The organism is Phycobacter sedimenti, assembly GCF_038148855.1.
In the GTDB taxonomy this organism is placed as follows: domain Bacteria; phylum Pseudomonadota; class Alphaproteobacteria; order Rhodobacterales; family Rhodobacteraceae; genus Phycobacter; species Phycobacter sedimenti.
The window spans coordinates 186,742-206,438 of sequence record NZ_JBBVGR010000004.1 but is presented as its reverse complement, the minus strand read 5'-3'; the positions used below and the strand labels follow the sequence as shown (position 1 = coordinate 206,438).

At 61.8% G+C, this 19,697-nt stretch carries 16 protein-coding genes; 2 read left to right on the top strand and 14 right to left on the bottom strand.

Annotated features, from left to right (window positions below):
* Positions 1-160: 160 nt before the first annotated feature.
* The 14 genes from AADA15_RS08965 to AADA15_RS08900 all read right to left on the bottom strand — a co-directional run bounded on the left by AADA15_RS08965 (position 161) and on the right by AADA15_RS08900 (position 16,417).
* Entirely contained in the window at positions 161-1,309 is a 1,149-nt protein-coding gene (locus tag AADA15_RS08965) for a M56 family metallopeptidase (protein ID WP_341641218.1), read from the bottom strand.
* The gene (locus AADA15_RS08960) at positions 1,299-1,694 is read right to left on the bottom strand and encodes a BlaI/MecI/CopY family transcriptional regulator (protein WP_192964319.1); all 396 of its coding nucleotides are present in this window, start codon (positions 1,692-1,694) and stop codon (positions 1,299-1,301) included. The genes AADA15_RS08965 and AADA15_RS08960 overlap by 11 nt, the downstream gene beginning before the upstream one ends.
* Positions 1,695-2,009: 315 nt before the next feature.
* Entirely contained in the window at positions 2,010-2,288 is a 279-nt protein-coding gene (locus AADA15_RS08955; protein WP_341641217.1) for a DUF2160 domain-containing protein, read from the bottom strand.
* 1 nt (position 2,289) lies between these two features.
* Positions 2,290-3,087, bottom strand: coding sequence for a carbohydrate ABC transporter permease (locus tag AADA15_RS08950; protein ID WP_341641216.1), 798 nt, complete (start codon positions 3,085-3,087; stop codon positions 2,290-2,292).
* Between the two features lie 11 nt (positions 3,088-3,098).
* Complete coding sequence (locus AADA15_RS08945) at positions 3,099-3,962, bottom strand: carbohydrate ABC transporter permease (RefSeq protein ID WP_341641215.1); 864 nt, start codon at positions 3,960-3,962, stop codon at positions 3,099-3,101.
* Positions 3,959-5,044, bottom strand: a complete 1,086-nt coding sequence (locus AADA15_RS08940) for an ABC transporter ATP-binding protein (protein ID WP_341641214.1) — start codon at positions 5,042-5,044, stop codon at positions 3,959-3,961. The genes AADA15_RS08945 and AADA15_RS08940 overlap by 4 nt, the downstream gene beginning before the upstream one ends.
* Before the next feature lie 8 nt (positions 5,045-5,052).
* Complete coding sequence (locus tag AADA15_RS08935) at positions 5,053-6,129, bottom strand: ABC transporter ATP-binding protein (protein ID WP_341641213.1); 1,077 nt, start codon at positions 6,127-6,129, stop codon at positions 5,053-5,055.
* Positions 6,130-6,321: 192 nt separating this feature from the next.
* Entirely contained in the window at positions 6,322-8,055 is a 1,734-nt protein-coding gene (locus tag AADA15_RS08930; RefSeq protein WP_341641212.1) for an ABC transporter substrate-binding protein, read from the bottom strand.
* Between the two features lie 652 nt (positions 8,056-8,707).
* Positions 8,708-9,985 (bottom strand): amidohydrolase family protein, encoded by a 1,278-nt coding sequence (locus AADA15_RS08925; RefSeq protein ID WP_341641211.1) that lies wholly within the window; start codon positions 9,983-9,985, stop codon positions 8,708-8,710.
* Entirely contained in the window at positions 9,985-10,929 is a 945-nt protein-coding gene (locus AADA15_RS08920; protein ID WP_341641210.1) for an ABC transporter permease, read from the bottom strand. The genes AADA15_RS08925 and AADA15_RS08920 overlap by 1 nt, the downstream gene beginning before the upstream one ends.
* 1 nt (position 10,930) lies before the next feature.
* Positions 10,931-11,980 (bottom strand): ABC transporter permease, encoded by a 1,050-nt coding sequence (locus AADA15_RS08915; RefSeq protein WP_341641209.1) that lies wholly within the window; start codon positions 11,978-11,980, stop codon positions 10,931-10,933.
* A complete protein-coding gene (locus AADA15_RS08910; RefSeq protein WP_341641208.1) occupies positions 11,970-13,514 on the bottom strand; it encodes an ABC transporter ATP-binding protein in 1,545 nt (514 codons plus the stop codon). Before AADA15_RS08910 ends, AADA15_RS08915 begins: the two co-directional genes overlap by 11 nt.
* Before the next feature lie 16 nt (positions 13,515-13,530).
* The gene (locus AADA15_RS08905; protein ID WP_341641207.1) at positions 13,531-14,556 is read right to left on the bottom strand and encodes a BMP family protein; all 1,026 of its coding nucleotides are present in this window, start codon (positions 14,554-14,556) and stop codon (positions 13,531-13,533) included.
* Between the two features lie 238 nt (positions 14,557-14,794).
* Entirely contained in the window at positions 14,795-16,417 is a 1,623-nt protein-coding gene (locus AADA15_RS08900; RefSeq protein ID WP_341641206.1) for an acyl-CoA synthetase, read from the bottom strand.
* Between the two features lie 197 nt (positions 16,418-16,614).
* On the opposite strand from AADA15_RS08900, the gene AADA15_RS08895 reads away from it, so the two are divergent.
* A complete protein-coding gene (locus tag AADA15_RS08895; protein WP_341641205.1) occupies positions 16,615-17,322 on the top strand; it encodes an ABC transporter ATP-binding protein in 708 nt (235 codons plus the stop codon).
* A gap of 4 nt (positions 17,323-17,326) precedes the next feature.
* Positions 17,327-19,690: an ABC transporter permease gene (locus tag AADA15_RS08890; RefSeq protein WP_341641204.1), complete on the top strand. Its 2,364-nt coding sequence runs from the start codon at positions 17,327-17,329 to the stop codon at positions 19,688-19,690.
* The last annotated feature ends 7 nt before the right edge of the window (positions 19,691-19,697 follow it).

Genomic DNA, 19,697 nt, shown 5'->3' with positions numbered 1-19,697 from the left:
AGCCTTGATAGGGACTTTTTCCTCATCTGCAAAGCTTTGGTGGACAGGATGCACAACGGGGCCGACCCGATGACGTGTGGGATCGCTTGCCTGTCGAGACGCCGCTTTTCGGAGCAAGAGGCGGACCGGGCCGTCCGGTGCAGATTGGACGTGGAGCAGACTACTGGCTGGAGGCTGCAAAGCTGCCAGAAAGAGCACTGAGCGATATTGGTCGAGTTGCAGAGGTGCGGCTGGCCATACGTTCAAGGTTGACGATGGTCGATAGCATGATCCGGTCATGGCTCCAGTCTGCGGGGCGCTGGAGCAGCAGAGCTGTCGTCATGACAGCCGCGACCAGAAGGCCGGACACAAGAGCCCACCCGAGGGGAGTGTCTGACTGCGGCTGCGGGGCGGTCACGGCATGCAGCCTGCGCACCAATGCGGAAGAGCCGCGTCGGGTTTCCCGGCGGTCCACCAGGGCGACGGTCGGGCTGCGCCGCGCAAACAGAACCGGATCTCTGGACGCGTTGGCGCAGGCCCGGATCAGGCATTCGCAATAGCCGCGCAGATCAAAGCTCGGACGGCTCATAAGGGCCTGGTCGCAGGCGAATTCGCGCAACATCCGAACCTCTCGGCGCCAGATATGAAACGCCGGATTCCAGAACAGGAGCGGACGAAGTGCACTGAGCAGGAATTCACACTCGATATCGCGCTGACGGAAATGTTGCAGTTCGTGCGCCACAGACAGACGCAGATCCTTTGGTTTCTCCAAAAGGGACGTCGGCAGCACAACGTAACGTGCCCGGATGCCGCGCGTTGAATAGGCAACGCGGGCCTCATCCGACAAAAGCAGGTGCGTGCGCCCGATCCGTTTCCATGTGAAGGACTGCGCAAGGCTTTTGCGCAGCCTGAAAACGGACAACCCCAGTTGCAAAGAACAGATGAGGCTACCGGCTGCAAAGCCGACGACCAAAAAGCGGGCCCAGGGGGCTTGGCCACTGAGCAGAGTGCGTACAAAATCCTCACGCAGTCCCAAAAGGTCTTCAAAGCGCGCTGCGCTCATGCTGACGTTGCCTTGCAGATACTGTGCGACCAACAAGTCGGATAGATTGGGTGAGGGATGTCGCAACAGGCTGGTGAGCACCAGCACCAGAAGCGGCGAGAGCGCCAGCAAAATCGTGACGGCGTTGAGCAGTCGGAGTTGCGAGCGGTAAGCTTTTCCCAGCCCTGTGCGTTCGAGACCACTGCGCATGGCAAGCCAGAGCATCGCCCCTGCAAGCAGCAGGATGTTCAGATCGATATAGGCATTCAGCAGAGCATCAGTTTGCATTGTCCCCCAGCCTTTCCTCCAGAAGCGCTCGCATTTCCTCGAGCATTTCATCGGTCACGTCCTCATCATCGACCAGCCGGGCGACAAGGGCTGCCGGCGCTCCGTTGAAGAGTTTGCTCGAAAGGTTTTTCAGCGAGGTTTTCTGATACTCTGCCTTGGGAACGGCGGGGCGATAGACCAGGGAGCGGTCGGCCCGCTCGCTGGTCAGAAAACCCTTTTGCTCCATTATCTTGAGGACCGTGGCAACCGAAGTATAGGCGCGCTCCTGAACCTTGTTGAGTTCCGCTAGGATATCCCGCACGGTGCCGCCCCCGGTTTCCCAGATCACGGTCATGAACTCGAGTTCGACCTCGGTCAGAAGCGATTTGTCCTGTTTCTTTCGCATGAGCGCTGATGCCTGGTCCTTTTGGTCGTCCGCTCATGCTAGGCAAAGCGGGGCGGGTTGAAAACTACTTTTTTAGAAGTTGCGTTAGGGCGCTGAGGCTGTTGTCAAATTGTGCGCTTCCGCGCGCTTGTCTTATGCAAGACGCAAGGTGACGCGCCGCCCTTCTTGCTGCGCGCGGCGCTGGCGGTTTGTTTTTGGCTGAGACGGCCTTGAGGGACAGGCTTGCCCTCAAGGCCGATTTCGATTGTGTTTTGTGTTGCGCGTCAAGGACAGGCCGCCTTTGGCGGGGCCTTCGGCCTCCTTGACCCGCGGGTGTCAGACTTTCCAGAAGCAGAAGGTGCCCCATGCGATGGAAAGGCCAAGCGGGGTCCAGAGCGGCATGCCGACAAGGCCGAGCCAGGCGAGGAAGATATAGGCCGTGCCCAGAAGGCTGATGAACAGCCGGTCGCCGCGTGTGGTGGTGAGGCCCAGGACACCTTTGCGCATAGCGCCTCCGGGGTGACGGATTTCCAGCACGATCAGCACCGCGATCGCTGAAAAGATGCCGATGAAGACCAAAGCGGTCGGCCAGGTCCAGGCCATCCAGGACAGCATGTCAAACCCTCCCCATCGCAAAGCCTTTTGCGATGTAGTTGCGGACGAACCAGATCACGATGGCGCCCGGAATGATTGTCAGTGTGCCCGCAGCCGCCAGAAGGCCGAGCTCGTAGCCCGCGCTGGAGGCGGTCTTGGTCATGGTGGCGGCAATGGGTTTGGCGGCCACCGCCGTCAGGGTCTTGGCCAGGAGCAGCTCGACCCAGGAGAACATGAAGCAGAAGAAGGCTGCCACCCCCACGCCAGCCTTGATCGCGGGGATGAAGATCACCACGAAGAAGCGCGGGAAGGAATAGCCATCCACATAGGCGGTTTCATCGAGTTCCTTTGGCACGCCCCCCATGAACCCTTCGAGGATCCAGACCGCCAGCGGGATATTGAACAGGCAGTGTGCCAGGGCCACGGCCAGGTGGGTGTCAAACAGTCCCACAGCGGAATAGAGCTGGAAGAAGGGCAGGGCAAAGACAGCCGCAGGCGCCATCCGGTTGGTCAGGAGCCAGAAGAACAGCTGCTTGTCGCCCAGAAACCGGTAGCGGCTGAAGGCATAGGCGGCCGGCAGGGCCACCGCGACCGAGATCACGGTGTTGATCGACACGTAAAGGATCGAGTTGATGTAGCCCCAGTACCAGGTCGGATCGGTAAAGATCGTCTGGTAGTTCTCCAGCGTGAAGGTCTGGGGAAACAGAGAGAACCCCGCAAGGATCTCATTGGTTGTCTTGAAGCTCATCGCCACCAGCCAGTAGATCGGCAGCATGAGAAACAGGATATAGACGATGGGAACGATGGATCTTTTCTGCACGTTTCCCTCCCTTAGTTCAGGTCATCCTTGGTCATCAGCGTGTAGAACAGCCAGCTGACGAGCAGGGTGATGGCAAAATAGATGAGCGACATGGCGGCGGCGGGACCAAGGTCGAACTGACCGAGCGCGATTTTCACCAGATCGATGGATAGAAGTGTGGTGGAGTTGCCGGGGCCGCCTCCGGTCAGGACGAAGGGCTCGGTGTAGATGTTGAAACTGTCCATGAACCGCAGAAGGATGGCGATTGTCAGAACCGTTTTCATCTTTGGCAGCTGGATGAACCGGAACACGGCCCAGTTCGAGGCGCCGTCGATCTTGGCCGCCTGATAATAGGCGTCCGGGATCGACACGAGGCCCGCATAGCTCAGCAGCACCACAAGGGAGGTCCAGTGCCAGACATCCATGGTGACGATGGTAACCCAGGCGGCAACAGGGTCCTGGGTCATGTCATAGTTGATGCCAAGGACATGGTTCAGGAAGTATCCCAACAGGCCAATGTCAGGCAGGGTGAAGATGTTCCACATCGCGCCCACGACGTTCCACGGGATCAGCATCGGCAGGGCCATCAGCACCAGACAGACAGGTACCCAGAACCCCTTGCGTGGCATCGACAGGGCAATTGCGATGCCCAGCGGAATCTCGATGATCAGGATCAGGAAAGTGAACAGGAACTGACGCCCCAGCGCATCATGGAACCGTTCTGAACGCAGGATCTGCTGGAACCAGTCCAGCCCCTGCCAGAAGAAGACGTTGTCGCCAAAGGTCTCCTGCACCGAATAGTTGACCACCGTCATCATCGGGATGAGCGCGTTGAAGGCGACAAGCGCCAGCACCGGCAGGACGAACAGCCAGGCTTTCTGGTTTTCGGTCTTCATGCCGCGGCCTCCTCTGGGGTGGTGGCGAGCCAGCCATCGACATAGAGCCGGGTCTGATCGCGCTGGAACTCAAGATGAACGGAGGCGCCTTTTTCCGGTGCCTGACCTTCGATGATGGCGTTGATGCGCTCACCGCCCGCCGTGCATTCCACCACCGTGTGGCGTCCGACGTCGGAGACCTTGGTGACGGTTGCGGGCAGGCCGCTGGCGCCGATGGAAACGAATTCGGGGCGGATGCCGATCTCGGTCTTGCCTTGTGGGGTGCCCTTTATCGGGCCTTCCAGGGCAATTGTCCGGTCGGCAAAACGGGCCGCGCCCTCCATCAGGGCGCAGGGCAGGATGTTCATGCCTGGCGAGCCGATGAAATGGCCGACAAAGGTATGCGCAGGGCGTTCGAACAGCTCGACCGGCGTGCCGACCTGCACCACCTCGCCCAGCTGCATCACCACAACCTGATCGGCAAAGGTCAGCGCCTCGGTCTGGTCGTGGGTGACGTAGATCATGGTTGCCTTGACGCGCTGGTGCAGCTCTTTCAGCTTGGAGCGCAGCTTCCATTTCAGATGCGGGTCGATCACCGTCAGCGGCTCGTCGAACATCACCACGTTGACGTCTTCACGTACCAGCCCGCGCCCCATCGAGATCTTCTGTTTCGTATCGGGGCTGAGGCCCGCGGCGCGGGTGTTCAGCATCTCGGTCAGCTCCAGCATCTCGGCAATCGCCATGACGCGGGTCTTGACCGTTGCCTCGTCCCGACCGCGATTGCGCAGAGGGAAGGCCAGGTTGTCGTAGACCGTCATGGTGTCGTAGATCACCGGGAACTGGAACACCTGCGCGATGTTGCGCTGATCGGGGGGCAGGGTTGTTACGTCCCGATCATCGAACAGGATCTTGCCGTCCGAGGGCACCAGAAGACCCGAAATGATGTTGAGCAGGGTGGATTTGCCGCAGCCCGAAGGCCCAAGCAGCGCATAGGCGCCGCCATCGGACCAGTCGAGATCGATTTCCTTGAGCGCGTAGTCGGACTCGGAAGCCGGGTTCGGCAGATAGCTGTGACGCAGCTTGGAGAGAGTAATCTTAGCCATGTTTCGCCTCACGCCACGCGGGAGCCATCGGGGGCAAAGACATAGGCCGCCGTAGGATCCATATAGAAATCATGCATTTCGCCAACCTCATAGGGGTGAACACCCGCTGAAAGGCTGACCCAGCTGTCGTTTGATCCGGGCAGGCCGAGGTCGAAATGCGCACTGCTTTCAGAGCCTGAAAGCTCGGTCACCTGAACGCGGCCAGCGATGCGCACCGAGGTGCCCGCGCCCGCAAAGGGCAGCACGTGGTGGGGGCGTATGGCGATGGTGTAGGTGCCATCGCGCAAGCCCGCAGCCGCGCCGTTCAGCACCCATGACACATCCCGCGTCAGGCGGGCCGTGTTGCCCTCTTTCTGGATCTCGGCGGTGTTGATGGGCGGATCCGAGAACACCCGCGCCGCATCCACATTGGCCGGATTGCGGTAGATATCGGCGGTGGCCCCGAACTGGGTCACGCGCCCGTCCCGCATCAGCGCGGTTTTGCCGCCGAGCAACAGCGCCTCTTCGGGTTCAGAGGTGGCATAGACCACAACCGCGCCGCGCCCGGCAAACAGGTCCGGCAGCTGGTCGCGCAACTCTTCGCGTAGCTTGTAGTCCAGGTTCGCAAGCGGTTCGTCCAGGAAGACCGCGCGGCTTTCCTTGGCGATGGCGCGCGCCAGGGCGGTGCGTTGCTGCTGACCACCCGACAGTTCGTGCGGGCGCCGATGCAGCATCGGGCGCAATTGCAGGATGTCGGCAGCCTCTTCGACGCGGCCCTCGATCTCCGACCTGGCCATGCCTGCAACCTTCAGGGGGGAGGCGATGTTGTCGAAGACGGTCATGTGGGGGTAGTTGATGAAAAACTGGTGCACCAGGCTGATGTTGCGCTTCTGGGTGCTGAGGCGGGTGACGTCCTGCCCGTCCATCCAGACGGTGCCGCTGGCGATCGGATCAAGGCCTGCCATCAGCTTGATCAGGGAGGTCTTTCCCGATCCGGTGGCGCCCAGAAGGACGTTGAAGTGACCGCTTTCCAGCACAAGGGAGGTGTCCTTGATGTGCTCGATCGCGCCAACGCGCTTGGTCACGTTTCTAAGTTCAAGTGCCATCTTGATTTGACTTTCCGGCATTGTGAGCCGCGAGGCGCCCGGCAAGGCGGTGTCGGCTGCATCCCCGCTGTGGAGCAGGGGAGAGGTGTCGTGTGTGGGGGGAAAGGCCCCGGAGCATCGCGGGGGAGGCTCCGGGGCGTGTCGCCGGGGCAGGCACAGGGTGTCGCGCCCAAACCCGGCAGGAGGAAAGCCTTACTGCTTGGCCCAGCGGGCAACCAGTTCGTCATAGTTGACGGTCTGGCCTTGCGGCTTTTCGTTCTCCAGCTTCGGCTTGGCGCCGCCATTGGCGAACCACCACTCGGCGTCCTTTTCCTCGTTCAGACGCGGGCCGCAGCCACCGTAGACATTCGCCTGCTCGTCTGCGCGCTGCATACGGGCCATGGTGATGTCCATTTCCTCGGCCAGACGGTCCATGGCTTCCTGCGGGGTGAAGGCACCAGAGTTCACGTCACCGATCTGCTGCCACCAGATCTGGGCCAGCTTCGGATAGTCGGGCACGTTCACGCCAGTGGGCGACCATGCCGTGCGGTCGGGCGAGCGGTAGAATTCCACGAGGCCACCCAGCTTGGGCGCACGTTCGGTAAAGCTTTCGTGGTTGACCGAACTGTCGCGGATGAAGGTCAGGCCGACGTGCGACTTTTTCACGTCCACGGTCTTGGAGACCACGAACTGTGCGTACAGCCATGCAGCCTGTGCGCGGTCCAGGGGCGTGGACTTGAGGAAGGTCCATGAGCCAACGTCCTGATAGCCGACCTTCTGGCCTTCTTCCCAGTAGGGACCATGCGGCGAAGGCGCCATGCGCCACAGCGGGGTGCCGCTGTCGTCGACGGTGTTGTTGCCTTCGGACTTGGGTTTCACCATGTCGGCGGTAAAGGCGGTGTACCAGAAGATCTGCTGGGCCACGTTGCCTTGCGCCAGGGCGGGCAGGGACTGGTAGAAGTCATAGGACGCCGCACCGGGAGGTGCGTATTTACGCAGCCATTCGTCCCACTTGCGGATCGCATAGACCGCCGCCGGGCCGTTTGCAGCACCACCACGGGTGACGCTTGCGCCCGCCGGGTTACAGCTGCCCGCTTCCATGCGGATGCCCCATTCGTCGATCGGAACACCGTTCGGCTCACCCTTGGAGCCGGCACCGGCCATCGACAGCCAGGCATCGGTCATGCGCCAGCCAAGATCGGGCGCGCGCTTGCCGTAGTCCATGTGGCCATAGATATCGACGCCATCGATGTTCTTGACGTCTTCCGAGAAGAACTCGGCGATGTCCTCATAGGCGGACCAGTTGACCGGAACACCCAGATCATAGCCGTATTTCGCCTTGAAGGCCGCTTGCAGGTCTTCGCGATCGAACCAGTCCTTGCGGAACCAGTAGAGGTTCGCGAACTGCTGGTCCGGCAGCTGATAGAGGTCGCCGTCCGGGCCGGTGGTGAACTGGGTGCCCATGAAGTCACCCAGATCAAGTCCGGGGTTGGTCACGTCCTTGAAGTCGCCTGCCATCATGTCGGTCAGGTTATAGGCCAGCTGCAGGCGCGAGTGGGTGCCGATCAGGTCGGAATCGTTGACATAGGCGTCATAGAGGTTCCGCTTGGTCTGCATCTGGGTCTGAACCGCCTGCACGACCTCACCCTCGCCGAGGATCTGGTGATTCACCTTGATCCCGGTGATCTCCTCAAAGGCCTTGGTCAGCACTTCGGATTCATAGCTGTGCGTGGGGATGCCCTCGGACAGCACGTTGATTTCCATGCCCTTGTAGGGCTCAGCCGCCTGAATGAACCACTGCATTTCTGACAGCTGTTCGTCCTTGCTGAGGGCCGAGGGCTGGAATTCCTCATCAATCCATTTCTTGGCAGCGGCCTCATCGGCATAGGCTGCCTGTCCCGCAACCACGGCGCAAACCGCTGCTGCGGACAAAAGATACTTGCGCATCTTTCTCCTCCCTAAAGTCATTATTGTCAGCTTTGCGTTCAATGCACCTGACTGTGCTAGAGGTTTCACAGGCTGCGACGTCTTGTCAAACTAAAAAATTAGTAATGATTTAAGTGACTGTAATTATTGATTTATATTTGATGCTTTGGTGGTCAAGGGGGCGCTGCATGTGCAGCATTTTTTGCGCCGCATTGCGGCATTTGATGGTGGGGGGAAGATCGACCGATCCTGGCGGGGGACAAGACGCTGAACGAACTGACACCGAAACTGATGGATCAGTATCTGGGTAGCTAGGCGCGCCTATTGGGCAAAGTTCAAGTATGACAACGGTATGAGCCAATACTAGCGGGGCAAGTCGTACCCGGTTATCGTCAACCGAACGAAAGTGCAGGAGGAACTTGGAGGTGATTTGGAGAGCTTTGGTACCCAAATTTATTATTGCAACGCTTATTCATCTGCTTTTGGCGTACGGAGTGATCTTTAACCCACTGGATTTCACTTCGGGAAAGTTGGGGCTGATGTCTGTTTTGTTTCTTTTCTTTTGGCCGCCATTGTTCTTTCTTGAGATTGTTCTCGCGGTGCGCCGATGGGAGGAACAAGGTGCGCAATGATGAGTTCAGCCGAGTGAAAAATCATTAAGGCCCTGTGGGCGCTACCCCACCTCATGCCGCCGCCGTACGCTTCCGGGCCGTCCCGGAAGTATCAGGCTGGCATCTCCACGGGCGCTGCGGGCGATGATCTTGCCTTTGGACACCACTGCCAGACGGGCGGGGCGCAGGCGGACGGCCTCGGTCGGGGTGCTGGCGTCCAGAACCACCAGGGAGGCGTCGCTGCCGACCTTCAACCCATAATCCTGTAACCCCATGATCTGGGCGTTGACCTCGGTTACCATGGTGAAACAGCGGGCCATCTCGTCCGGGTGGCTCATCTGCGCCACGTGCAGCCCCATGAAGGCGACATCCAGCATGTCTCCGGTGCCCAAGGAATACCAGGGATCCAGCACGCAGTCCTGACCCCAGCCCACAGGGATGCCCATCGCCTGCATTTCCTTCACGCGAGTCAGGCCGCGGCGTTTGGGGAAGGTGTCGTGCCGCCCCTGCAGCATGATGTTGATCAGGGGGTTGGGGATCGCGGAAATCCCGGCCTCGGCAATCAGCGGCAGCAGTTTGCTGACGTAGTAATTGTCCATCGAATGCATCGAGGTCAGGTGACTGCCCGCAACGCGGCCCTGCAGACCCAGGCGCTGCGTCTCATAGGCCAGCGCCTCGATATGGCGGGACATAGGGTCGTCTGTCTCGTCGCAGTGGATATCGACCATCAGGCCGCGCTCGGCGGCGATTTCGCAGAGGTCGCGCATCGACGCGGCGCCGTCCTGCATGGTGCGCTCGAAATGGGGGATGCCGCCCACCACATCGACGCCCATATCCAGCGCGCGGACCACGTTCTCGCGGCCCGTTTTCGTGCGGTAAAGCCCGTCCTGAGGGAAGGCGACCAGTTGCAGGTCGATGTAATCTTTGACCTTTTCCTTCACCTCCAGCATGGCGGTGACGGTATTGAGGTGATCGGGCGTGGTGTCCACATGAGAGCGGATCGCCAGTGTCCCCATGGAGGCGGCCCAGTCGCAATAGGTGAGGGCGCGCTCGACCATTTCGTCCACGGTGGCAATGTCACGCAGCTCTCCCCAAAGGGAAATCCCCTCCAAGAGCGTGCCCGAGGTGTTGAGCCGCGGCTTGCCGTAGGACAGCGTCGCATCCATGTGGAAGTGCGGGTCCACGAAAGGAGGGGAGACGAGGTCTCCGCTGGCGTCGATCACCTCGAGTGCTTCGGCTGTAAGCTGCGCCTCAATGGCGGTGATCTTGCCGCCCGCAATGCCGATATCGGCGACTGAGCCATCGGGCAGGCTGCCGCCCTTGACGATCAGGTCGAACATCATCTTTCTCCCTTGTTGAAGGGCACCATCAGCGCCGCCGGGATCTCGGCCCGGCGGGACATCACCACCAGCGCCAGAATGGACAGGATATAGGGCATCATCAGGAAAACCTGATAGGGCACCACCGCGCCAATGCCGGTCTGCTGCAGGCGGATCTGCAGGGCGTCGAAGGCGGCAAAGAGGATGGCACCCAGCACCGCCTTGCCCGGCCTCCAGGCGCCAAAGACGACCAGTGCGATGCAGATCCAGCCGCGCCCGTTCACCATGTCGAAAAAGAAGCTGTCAAAGGCTGAAAGCGTCAGGAAGGCACCGCCCACCGCCATGAAGCCCGAGCCGACCACAACCGCGCCCATGCGGATCGCGGTGACCGACAGGCCTTGGGCTGCGACGGCCTGCGGGTTTTCCCCGGCGGCGCGCACCGCAAGGCCAAGCGGCGTGCGGTAAAGCACCAGTGCCGTCAGCCCCGCCAGAATGAACGCGGCATAGGTGAGCGGCGTTTGCGAAAACAGTGCCGGGCCGACCAGAGGCAGATCGGACAGAAGAGGGATCTCATAGGGTTGAAAGGCGGTGATCTTGGGCGGGGACGACACCTCGGGCAGCACCACACGGTAGGTATAGAAGGTCAGCGAGGTGGCCAGCAGCGTCAGGCCAACCCCCACCACATGTTGCGACAGGCCAAAAGGAACGCTGAAAATAGAATGCACCAGCCCCAGCATCATTCCCGTCAGGAGCGCGACCGCAACGCCGCCCCAAAGCGGCAACCCACCCCAGAGCGCGATCCAGCCCGCAAAGGCGCCCGCGACCATGATGCCCTCGATACCGAGGTTCAACACGCCCGCGCGCTCGCAGATCAGCTCTCCGATGGTGGCGAATATCAAGGGCGATGCGATGCGGATGGCGGCGGCCCAGAAACTGGCGGACAAAAGGATGTCGATCAGGTCCATGTCAGTCCCTCCGCACGCGGAATTTGGTGAGAAGGATCGCCAGCACCATGAACAACAGCGCAGAGGCCAGCATGATATCGGCCAGGTAGCTCGGCACGCCTGCGGCGCGGCTCATGCTGTCGGCGCCGACGAAAATGGCCGCCACAAACAGCGCCGCGACGACCACGCCAAGGGGGTGCAAAAGCGCCAGCATGGCGACCACGATGCCGGTGTAGCCAAAGCCAGGGCTGAGATCGAGCGTCAGCGAGCCTTTGAGGCCCGAGACCTCGGAAAAACCCGCAAGACCTGCAAGGCCGCCTGACAGGAGCGCGGTTTTGAGGATCACCTTCGTCACCGGAATGCCTGCGAATGCTGCGGCTTCGGCATTCTGGCCGACGGCGCGCATTTCGTAGCCCAGGGTGGTGCGGGTGTTGATGACCCAGACGGCAAGGGCGGCGATCAGCGCCAGCGCAAAGCCCCAGTGCAGGCGCAGCCCCTCGACAATGCGGGGCAGGCGCGCCTCAGGGATCAGCCGCGCGGATTTGGGCCAGCCCATGCCCATTGGATCTTTCAGCGGCCCTTCAAGCAGGTAGCTGACGAACAGCAGGAATATGAAGTTGAAGAGGAGCGTCGTCACCACCTCATCCACGCCGAGCCGGGTCTTCAAGAGGGCAGGCCCCAGCAGCATCAACGCGCCGGCCAGCATGGCGGCAATACCGCAGAGCGCCAGCATCAGCGGCGCGGGCAGCGACAGGGCACCTGTGCCCAGAACCACGGTGAGCACCGCACCGGCATAAAGCTGCGCCTCGGCGCCGATGTTCCAGAGCTTGGCACGGAATGACACCGCAATGGCCAGCCCGGTAAAGATCAGGGGCGTTGCGCTGTTGAGGGTCTCGAGAATGGCGAATTTCGACCCGAATGCCCCTTTCAGGATCAGGCCAAAGACCGCGAAGGGATTGCCGCCCGCGATCATCGCCAAAAGTGCAGCCACTACAAACGTCGCACCGATCGCCAGCGCAGGCGGCAGGACGCGCCGCCCGAAGGAGGGCGCTGCAATGGGTTCAAGCCGCATCGGTATGTCCCTTCTCAAAGCCCTCGCCCGCCATCCAGCGGCCCAGATCTTCGGGGCGCATGGTGCCACGCGCAAATTCGGGGCTGAGCCGCCCTTCGGAGATCACATGGATCACATCCGACAGGCGCATGATTTCATCGAGGTCTTCGGAGATCAGCAGAACGGCAGCGCCCCGATCGCGCGCCTTGGCCAGCTGTTCGTGCACGTAGTTCACCGCGCCGATGTCCAGCCCCCGCACCGGCTGGTTCGCCAGGATGATATCGGGGGCGCCCTCCAGCACGCGGCCAAGGATCAGTTTCTGCATATTGCCGCCCGACAAAAGGCGGATGCGGATGTCCGGGCCGGGGCAGCGGATGTCGTAGCCATCGATCAGCTTCTGGGCAAAGGCGCGCGCGCCGCTCCAGTCAAGCCAGCCGCGTGTGCTGAAGCGGGTGGCGTAGGTTTCAAGGATGGCGTTTTCGGTGAGGTCGAAATCGGCGATGGTGCCGGTCTTGTGCCGGTCTTCGGGAATGCGGGCCACGCCATTTGCGATGGCAGCGCGCGGCGACCAGCCCTGCGGCGCTTGCCCGTGCAGCTCCATGCTGCCGCTGGCCGGGGCGATCAGGCCCGAGATCAAATCCGACAGCGCCGCCTGACCGTTGCCGGAAACACCGGCAAGCCCGGTGATCTGACCCGCGCGCAAGTCAAGGCTGACGCGCGCGAGGCCGGGCGCGGAGCCTGCCTCCGGCGTGGTCACATCGCGCATGGACAGCAGCGGCGCGCCGGGGGTGGCGGGGGCGATGCTGGGGGCGCTGACCTCGGCGCCGACCATGAGGGCGGCCAGTTCCTCGCCATTGGTATCCTTGGTGGCGCGTTCTGCCACAAGCCGACCGTGGCGCAGCACCAGCACGCGGTCGGAAATCGCCATGACCTCATGCAGTTTGTGGGAAATGAAGATGACCGACAGGCCGGATGCAATCGCCTCACGCAGGGTTGCGAACAAGGCATCGGCCTCTTGCGGGGTCAGAACGGCTGTGGGCTCGTCCAAAATGAGGATTTTCGCGTCACGATAGAGCGCCTTCAGGATCTCGACCCGCTGTCGTTCGCCCACGGTGAGGCGGCCGACCTTGGCGTCCGGGTCGACCTTCAGATGGAACCGCTCGGACAGATCGCGAATACGCGCCTTGGCGGCGGCGGGTTTGAGGCTGGCCGCACTGAGGGCATCGACCCCCAGAACGATGTTTTCCCAGACCGTGAGGTTTCCGGCCAGGGTGAAATGCTGGTGCACCATGCCCACGCCGCCATCCAGCGCGGCGCGCGGATTGCCGGCGGGCAGGGGGGCGCCGAACAGCTCGACCGCGCCTTCATCGGCGGTGTACTGGCCGAAAAGGATGTTCATCAGCGTGGTCTTGCCCGCGCCATTCTCGCCCAAAAGCGCGATCACCTCGCCCCGGTTCAGGGCAAAGCTGACGTCTTCATTGGCGGTGACGGGGCCGAACCGTTTGGTAATGCCGTCAAGGCGCAGGACAACCTGCGCCTTTTCACTGTCAGTCATACCTGAAAGGCCCGGGTCACGAGGATTTGGGTTCTTCGTCGTTGATCGCGACGGTGTAGGAGCCGTCCTTGATCGCGGCGGTGCGGGCGGCGACCAGATCAAGCGCCTCTTGCGGGATCTTGCCTTCGAAGGTGCCATAGGGCGCCAGCGAGCAGCCGCCTTCTTTCATGAAGGAATAGATGCCGTAATCGGCGGCGGTGAAGGAGCCGCCCTTGACCGCGGCGATGGCCGCATCCAGCGTCGGCTCGAAATGCCAGATGGCCGAGGCAACAACCGTATCGGGATAGTCCGCCTGCGTGTCGATCACGTTGCCGATGGCCAGCAGGCCCTTTTCCTTGGCCGCGTCCGACACGCCAAAGCGTTCGGCATAAAGGATATCCGCGCCGTTCTCGATCATGGCGAATGCGGTTTCCTTGGCTTTTGGCGGATCGAACCACGAGCCGATGAAGGAAACCTGGAACTTCATCTCGGGGTTCATCTCGCGCGCGCCGGCCATGAAGGCATGCATCAGGCGGTTCACCTCGGGGATCGGGAAGCCGCCGACCATGCCGATATTGCCCGACTTGGACATGGCGCCGGCGATGATGCCCGACAGATAGGCGGCATCCTGGATGTAGTTGTCAAAGACCGAAAGGTTCGGAATGTTCGGGTCTTCCTTGAAGGAGGAGCCCATCAGGAAGGCCACATCCGGATAGTCAGCCATGACCTCGCGCGCCTCTGCCTCGACCCCAAAGATTTCACCGATGATCAGCTGGTAGCCCTGTTCGGCATATTCGCGCATCACGCGGGAATAGTCAGAGTTCGAGGTGTTCTCGGAATAGGTATAGGTGATGTCACCGCGGTCCTGCGCCGTCAGCGCGGCGACGTGAATGCGGCTGACCCATTGCTGCTCCACCGGAACGGTGTAGATGCCGGCGACCTTCAGCGGTTCGCTGGCAAACAGGCGACCGGGTGCGGACATGGCGCCTGCTGTCAATGCGGCGGCGGCGCTGGTGCCCAGAAACTGGCGGCGTGACACAACGCTCGTTGCTTTATCTTTCATGGAACAATCCCCCTGTTGAAATCCGCCCCGGTCAAAATGTGGGGCGATTGTCCAATCGGTAAAAATTTTGCGTCCGCCAGGCAAGCGGGCAACCGTTGGAGCGATATGCCTGGAAGCTTGTGCGCAAATATTGAGCGTTTGCAAGATTTTTCGCCACTTTACACGCCGCTGGACGGATGAGGCACGGCTGGCTTTGCCGCGCTCGTTCAGAACGCGACATCATGTTCTTGACCCGGACCTAGGCGTCCTCGCCTTCAAAGACACCGGCATAGGCGATGCGCAGATCGCGTTTCAGGATCTTGCCGCTGGCGTTCTTGGGCAGGGTATCCGTCAGGGCGATGTGCTTGGGGCTTTTGAAGTGGGACAGCGTTTCGCGGCAATAGTCCTGCAAAGCCTCGACACTGACTTCCTCGCCCGGTTTGATCACGACCACGGCAGTGACCGCCTCGATCCATTTGGGGTGTGGTACGCCAAAGACGGAGACCTCGGCCACGGCGGGATGGCGGAAGATGGCCTCTTCCACCTCGCGGCTGGCGACGTTTTCGCCGCCGGTCTTGATCATGTCTTTCTTGCGGTCGACGACATAGAGATAGCCCTCATCGTCAAACCGCCCCAGGTCCCCCGAGTGGAACCAGCCGCCCTCAAAGGCCTCGGCCGTCTTGGCCGGATCCTTGTAGTAGCCAAGGATCAGATGCGGGCTGCGATGCACGATCTCGCCCACCTCGCCGACAGGCAGGTCGTTGCCGTTATCATCCACCACGCGGGTTTCCACGTTGAGCGCGGGGCGACCGGCAGAGCCGAGCTTGCTCAGCTGTTCATGCGGCAAAAGGATGGTGGCGACCGGGGCCATTTCGGTCTGACCGTAGAAATTGAACAGGCGCAGGTTCGGCAGGCGCGTGGTCAGCTCCTCGATGATGGCCGTGGGCATGATCGAGGCGCCATAGTAACCTTTGCGCAGCGCGCTGAGGTCGGTCTTGTCGAAATCGGGGTGGCGCAAAAGGGCGATCCAGACGGTGGGCGGGCAAAAGAGCTTGGTGACACCCTCGGCCGCGATGGCTTCCAGCATCTTGCCGGGATCGGCGGCCTCCATAAGGATACTGGTGGCGCCCAGATACAGGTCCGGCGTCAGGAAACAGTCGAGCTGCGCACAGTGGAACAGCGGCAGGCAGTGCAGTTCGATATCTCTGGCCGACATCTCGCCATCGCTGATGCAGCTTCCGTATTGCGCATAAAGCGCATCCGAGGACAGCAAGGCCCCCTTGGGCCGGGACTCGGTGCCGCTGGTGTACATCATCTGGATCGGATCATCGCCCGCGATCTCGACATGGGGGGCGCTGTCATCGGTGTGGTCGAACAGCGGCTCGGCGGCCTCCCAGCCGTCGGGAAGGCTGTCCATCGCGTGGGAGATCGACAGGCGGAACAGCATCGGCTGATCCAGCTGGGCCAGCGCCGCATCGGCAGTTGCGCACAGGGCGTCCTCTGCGATGATGGCCCGCGCGCCGGAATGGTCGAGGATATAGGCGACGTCCTCGGCGCTGAGCATGAAGTTGACCGGCGTGGTCACCGCGCCAAGCCGCGCCAGCGCCATGCGAAACACCACGAAGGCGCGGTTGTTGTGGGAAAGCAGCGCGATGCGATCGCCCTTGGTGACGCCGCGCGCGGCCAGCGCATTGGCGCAGCGGTTCACCACCTGGTCGAGCTCTGCGAAACTGTCGCGCTGGCCCCGAAAGACCAAGGCAGTCTTGTTTGGCGTGCGGGCAGCGCTGCGGCGCAATAGATCACCCAGCTGCTGGCTGCGCGCGCGGGCAATGGTGGCGGAGAGCTGCGAATCCTGTTGGTCGGCGGGGGCCGTTGCTGTCATGTTTTCCTCCCTGGTTCTGGCCGAGATCCTGCCGACTGCCCCGATTTGGTCAAGCTTTTTAAGCCTCTATGGAAAAGTCACGCTGCGTGCCTTCAGGGGAAAAGATCAAAGGACCTACATCGGGCTTTGGTTTCAGCTTGAGCCATGTCAAAGTCTCTGCACCGCAGCACGCCTATTTCTTGCGGTCAGAGGTGATTATGAAAGACGTCGTTTTCAAAACCGAAGGTGTGACCAAGGTCTATGACACCGGCACGCAAAAGGTGCATGCACTGGCGGGCGTGGATCTGCAGCTTTATGCCGGCGAGCTCGTGGTTCTGCTTGGTCCCTCGGGCAGCGGGAAATCGACGCTTCTGAACATTCTGGGCGGGCTCGATCATGCAACCGACGGGCGGGTCTGGTTCCGCGATCAGGAGCTGACACGCATGAACGACCGTGGGCTGACGCGCTATCGGCGCGACCACGTCGGGTTTGTCTTTCAGTTCTACAATCTGGTGCCCAGCCTGACCGCATGGGAGAACGTGCAGTTGGTGACCGATGTGGCCCGCAATCCGATGCCCCCCGAAGAGGCGCTGCATCAGGTGGGCCTTGGCGCCCGGATGGATCACTTCCCGGCCGAGATGTCAGGCGGAGAGCAGCAGCGCGTTGCCATCGCCCGCGCCATCGCCAAACGCCCCGAGATCCTCTTGTGTGATGAGCCCACGGGCGCGCTTGATAGCAAGACCGGCGTGCAGGTCCTGGAGGCGCTGCAGCGCATCAATGAAACGACCGGCACCACCACCGTGGTGATCACCCACAACGCCGCGATCCGGCAGATGGCGCATCGGGTGATCTGGTTCCAGGACGGCAAGATCCGGCTGGTCGAAGAGAACGAAACCCAGCTCGCCCCGTCCGAGATCGAGTGGTAGCGTGATGGAGGCGCTGGATCTCAAACTTCTGCGCAGTTTCCGCCGCCTTTGGGCGCAGGCGCTGGCCATTGCGCTGGTGCTGGCCTGCGGGGTTGCGATCCTCCTGATGGCCTTTGGCATGGAGCGGGCGCTCGGCGACACCCGCGAGGCGTACTACGAACGCAACCGTTTCGCCGATGTCTTTGCCAAGGCGACGCGCGTGCCCGATCACGAGATGGGCCGTATCCTGGCCATCGATGGCGTGCGGGCGGGCGAAGCGCGCGTGGAACACTTCGCGATCCTTGACCTGCCGGGGAAGGTGGAGACGGTCACGGGCCTCGTGCTGTCGCTGCCGGTAAACGGCGGGCCAGTGCTGAACGTGCCCCTGTTGCGCACGGGGCGCCTTCCTGATGCCGATGCCTCGGACGAGGTCCTGGTCAACGAACCCTTTGCCGAGGCGAACGGTCTGAAGCCTGGCGACAGGTTCAGTGCCAACCTCGATGGCAACCGGCGCGAGCTGCGTATTACCGGCACCGTGCTGTCGCCAGAGTTCATCTATACGCTTGGCCCGGGCGCCCTGATGCCGGACAATGAAACCTTCGGCATCCTCTGGTTGCCCGACCGCGTGGCCGAGGCGGCATTCGACATGCAAGGCGCCTTCAACAGCCTGTCGGTGAAACTTGATCCAGCGGCCCGAGAGGAAGAGGTGATCGACCGCATCGACGACATCCTGGCGCCCTATGGCGGGCTCGGGGCCCATGGGCGCGACCAGCAGCTGTCCGACAGCTTCATCGATGCGGAACTCAAGCAATTGCACAACACCGCCCTGATCCTGCCGCCGATCTTTTTCGGAATCAGCGCCTTTCTGGTCAATATGGTGATCGGGCGGATCATTCTTCTGGAGCGCAGCGAGATCGGCCTTCTGAAGGCGCTGGGCTATTCCAACGCAGAGGTCTGCCTGCACTATCTGATGCTGGCGGGGCTGATCGCCTGCCTTGGCGTTTTGATTGGCTGGGCGGCGGGCAGCTGGCTGGCGCGGGGGCTGGCGCAGATCTATGCGCAGTTCTACGAATTCCCCTATCTGATTTTCCGCAAGCCGCTTGGTGCCTACGGGCTGTCAGGGGTGCTGGCGCTTTTGACTGCGGGTCTGGGCGCTGCCCAAAGCGCGCTGGCCGTTGCGCGGCTGGCGCCGGCGGTTGCCATGTCGCCGCCCGCGCCGCCCCGGTTCAAACGCAATATCTTTGATCGGATTCTGACGCGGCTCGGCCCCTCGCAGGCGGTGATGATGGTGCTGCGCAGTCTGGTGCGCTGGCCGGTGCGCTCGGGCCTCAGCATTCTGGGCTTGTCGCTGGCGGTTTCGGTTCTGGTCGCCTCCGGCTTTTTTCAGGACGCGCTGGACGAGATCATGGAGACCTCTTTCTACCGGGCCAACCGGCAGGATGCGGCGCTGATCTTCTCGCCCGAGATCCCGGAAACCGCCCTGGCTGATGTCGCGAACCTGCCCGGCGTGATGCGGGCCGAAGGGCAGTTCTATCAGGCCGCAGTGCTGCGCAAAGGTCATCTGAGCAAGGACATCTCGATCGAGGCCCGCCGCCCCGGCGCTGATCTGGCCCGCATTCTGGACGGGGACGGCCGCGTGGTGGAGCCACCTGCCAGCGGCATTCTGTTGTCGCAGCGGCTGGCTACACAGCTGAATGCGCAGGCCGGTGACATCATCGAAGTCGAGCTGAAGGGCGGGCGCAACGAAACCCATATGGTGCGGGTCTCGGGCATCGTCATGCAGTATTTCGGTCTTGGTGCCTATATGGACCTGGACAGCCTCAGCGCCTTGCTGCGTCAGGCGCCCCGCGTGAGCGTGGCGCATCTGCGCCTCGATCAGAACGCGGTGCCGGATCTGCATGCGCTGCTGAAAGAGACGCCCTCGCTGAGCGGTCTTTCGATGATGACCGAGATCCGCCAGTCCTTCCGCGAGACGATCCGGGAGAACGTGATTATCATGACCACGATCTATAGCGTGATCGCGGTGCTGATCACTGTTGGTGTGGCCTACAATGGCGCGCGGATCCAGATGTCCGAGCGCGCCAGAGAACTGGCCAGCCTGCGCATCCTTGGCTTCACGCGGGCGGAGGTCTCGTTCATTCTGGTTGGGGAAACCATGCTGCTGGCGCTTCTGGCGCAGCCCTTAGGCTGGCTTTTGGGAGCGGGGATCGCCAAGCTTTTGGCCGAGACCTCTTCCTCCGATCTGTATTCGATACCTCTGGTGCTGAAGCCCGGAGGATTTGCCACGGCGAGCCTGGTGGTGTTGGGGGCGGCGCTCGTCTCCGTCCTGGTGGTGCGGCGGCGGCTGGACCGGCTTGATCTGGTTCAGGTCATGAAAACGCGGGAGTAGAAAGATA

What these genes read in the sequence shown, in the direction of transcription:
- AADA15_RS08940 (WP_341641214.1), bottom strand. Translation starts at nt 5,044, where the DNA reads ATGGCTAAGATTACTCTCTCCAAGCTGCGTCACAGCTATCTGCCGAAC.
- AADA15_RS08945 (WP_341641215.1), bottom strand. Translation starts at nt 3,962, where the DNA reads ATGAAGACCGAAAACCAGAAAGCCTGGCTGTTCGTCCTGCCGGTGCTG.
- AADA15_RS08910 (WP_341641208.1), bottom strand. Translation starts at nt 13,514, where the DNA reads ATGACTGACAGTGAAAAGGCGCAGGTTGTCCTGCGCCTTGACGGCATT.
- AADA15_RS08895 (WP_341641205.1), top strand. Translation starts at nt 16,615, where the DNA reads ATGAAAGACGTCGTTTTCAAAACCGAAGGTGTGACCAAGGTCTATGAC.
- AADA15_RS08925 (WP_341641211.1), bottom strand. Translation starts at nt 9,985, where the DNA reads ATGTTCGACCTGATCGTCAAGGGCGGCAGCCTGCCCGATGGCTCAGTC.
- AADA15_RS08935 (WP_341641213.1), bottom strand. Translation starts at nt 6,129, where the DNA reads ATGGCACTTGAACTTAGAAACGTGACCAAGCGCGTTGGCGCGATCGAG.
- AADA15_RS08915 (WP_341641209.1), bottom strand. Translation starts at nt 11,980, where the DNA reads ATGCGGCTTGAACCCATTGCAGCGCCCTCCTTCGGGCGGCGCGTCCTG.
- AADA15_RS08900 (WP_341641206.1), bottom strand. Translation starts at nt 16,417, where the DNA reads ATGACAGCAACGGCCCCCGCCGACCAACAGGATTCGCAGCTCTCCGCC.
- AADA15_RS08930 (WP_341641212.1), bottom strand. Translation starts at nt 8,055, where the DNA reads ATGCGCAAGTATCTTTTGTCCGCAGCAGCGGTTTGCGCCGTGGTTGCG.
- AADA15_RS08905 (WP_341641207.1), bottom strand. Translation starts at nt 14,556, where the DNA reads ATGAAAGATAAAGCAACGAGCGTTGTGTCACGCCGCCAGTTTCTGGGC.
- AADA15_RS08965 (WP_341641218.1), bottom strand. Translation starts at nt 1,309, where the DNA reads ATGCAAACTGATGCTCTGCTGAATGCCTATATCGATCTGAACATCCTG.
- AADA15_RS08920 (WP_341641210.1), bottom strand. Translation starts at nt 10,929, where the DNA reads ATGGACCTGATCGACATCCTTTTGTCCGCCAGTTTCTGGGCCGCCGCC.
- AADA15_RS08960 (WP_192964319.1), bottom strand. Translation starts at nt 1,694, where the DNA reads ATGCGAAAGAAACAGGACAAATCGCTTCTGACCGAGGTCGAACTCGAG.
- AADA15_RS08955 (WP_341641217.1), bottom strand. Translation starts at nt 2,288, where the DNA reads ATGCTGTCCTGGATGGCCTGGACCTGGCCGACCGCTTTGGTCTTCATC.
- AADA15_RS08890 (WP_341641204.1), top strand. Translation starts at nt 17,327, where the DNA reads ATGGAGGCGCTGGATCTCAAACTTCTGCGCAGTTTCCGCCGCCTTTGG.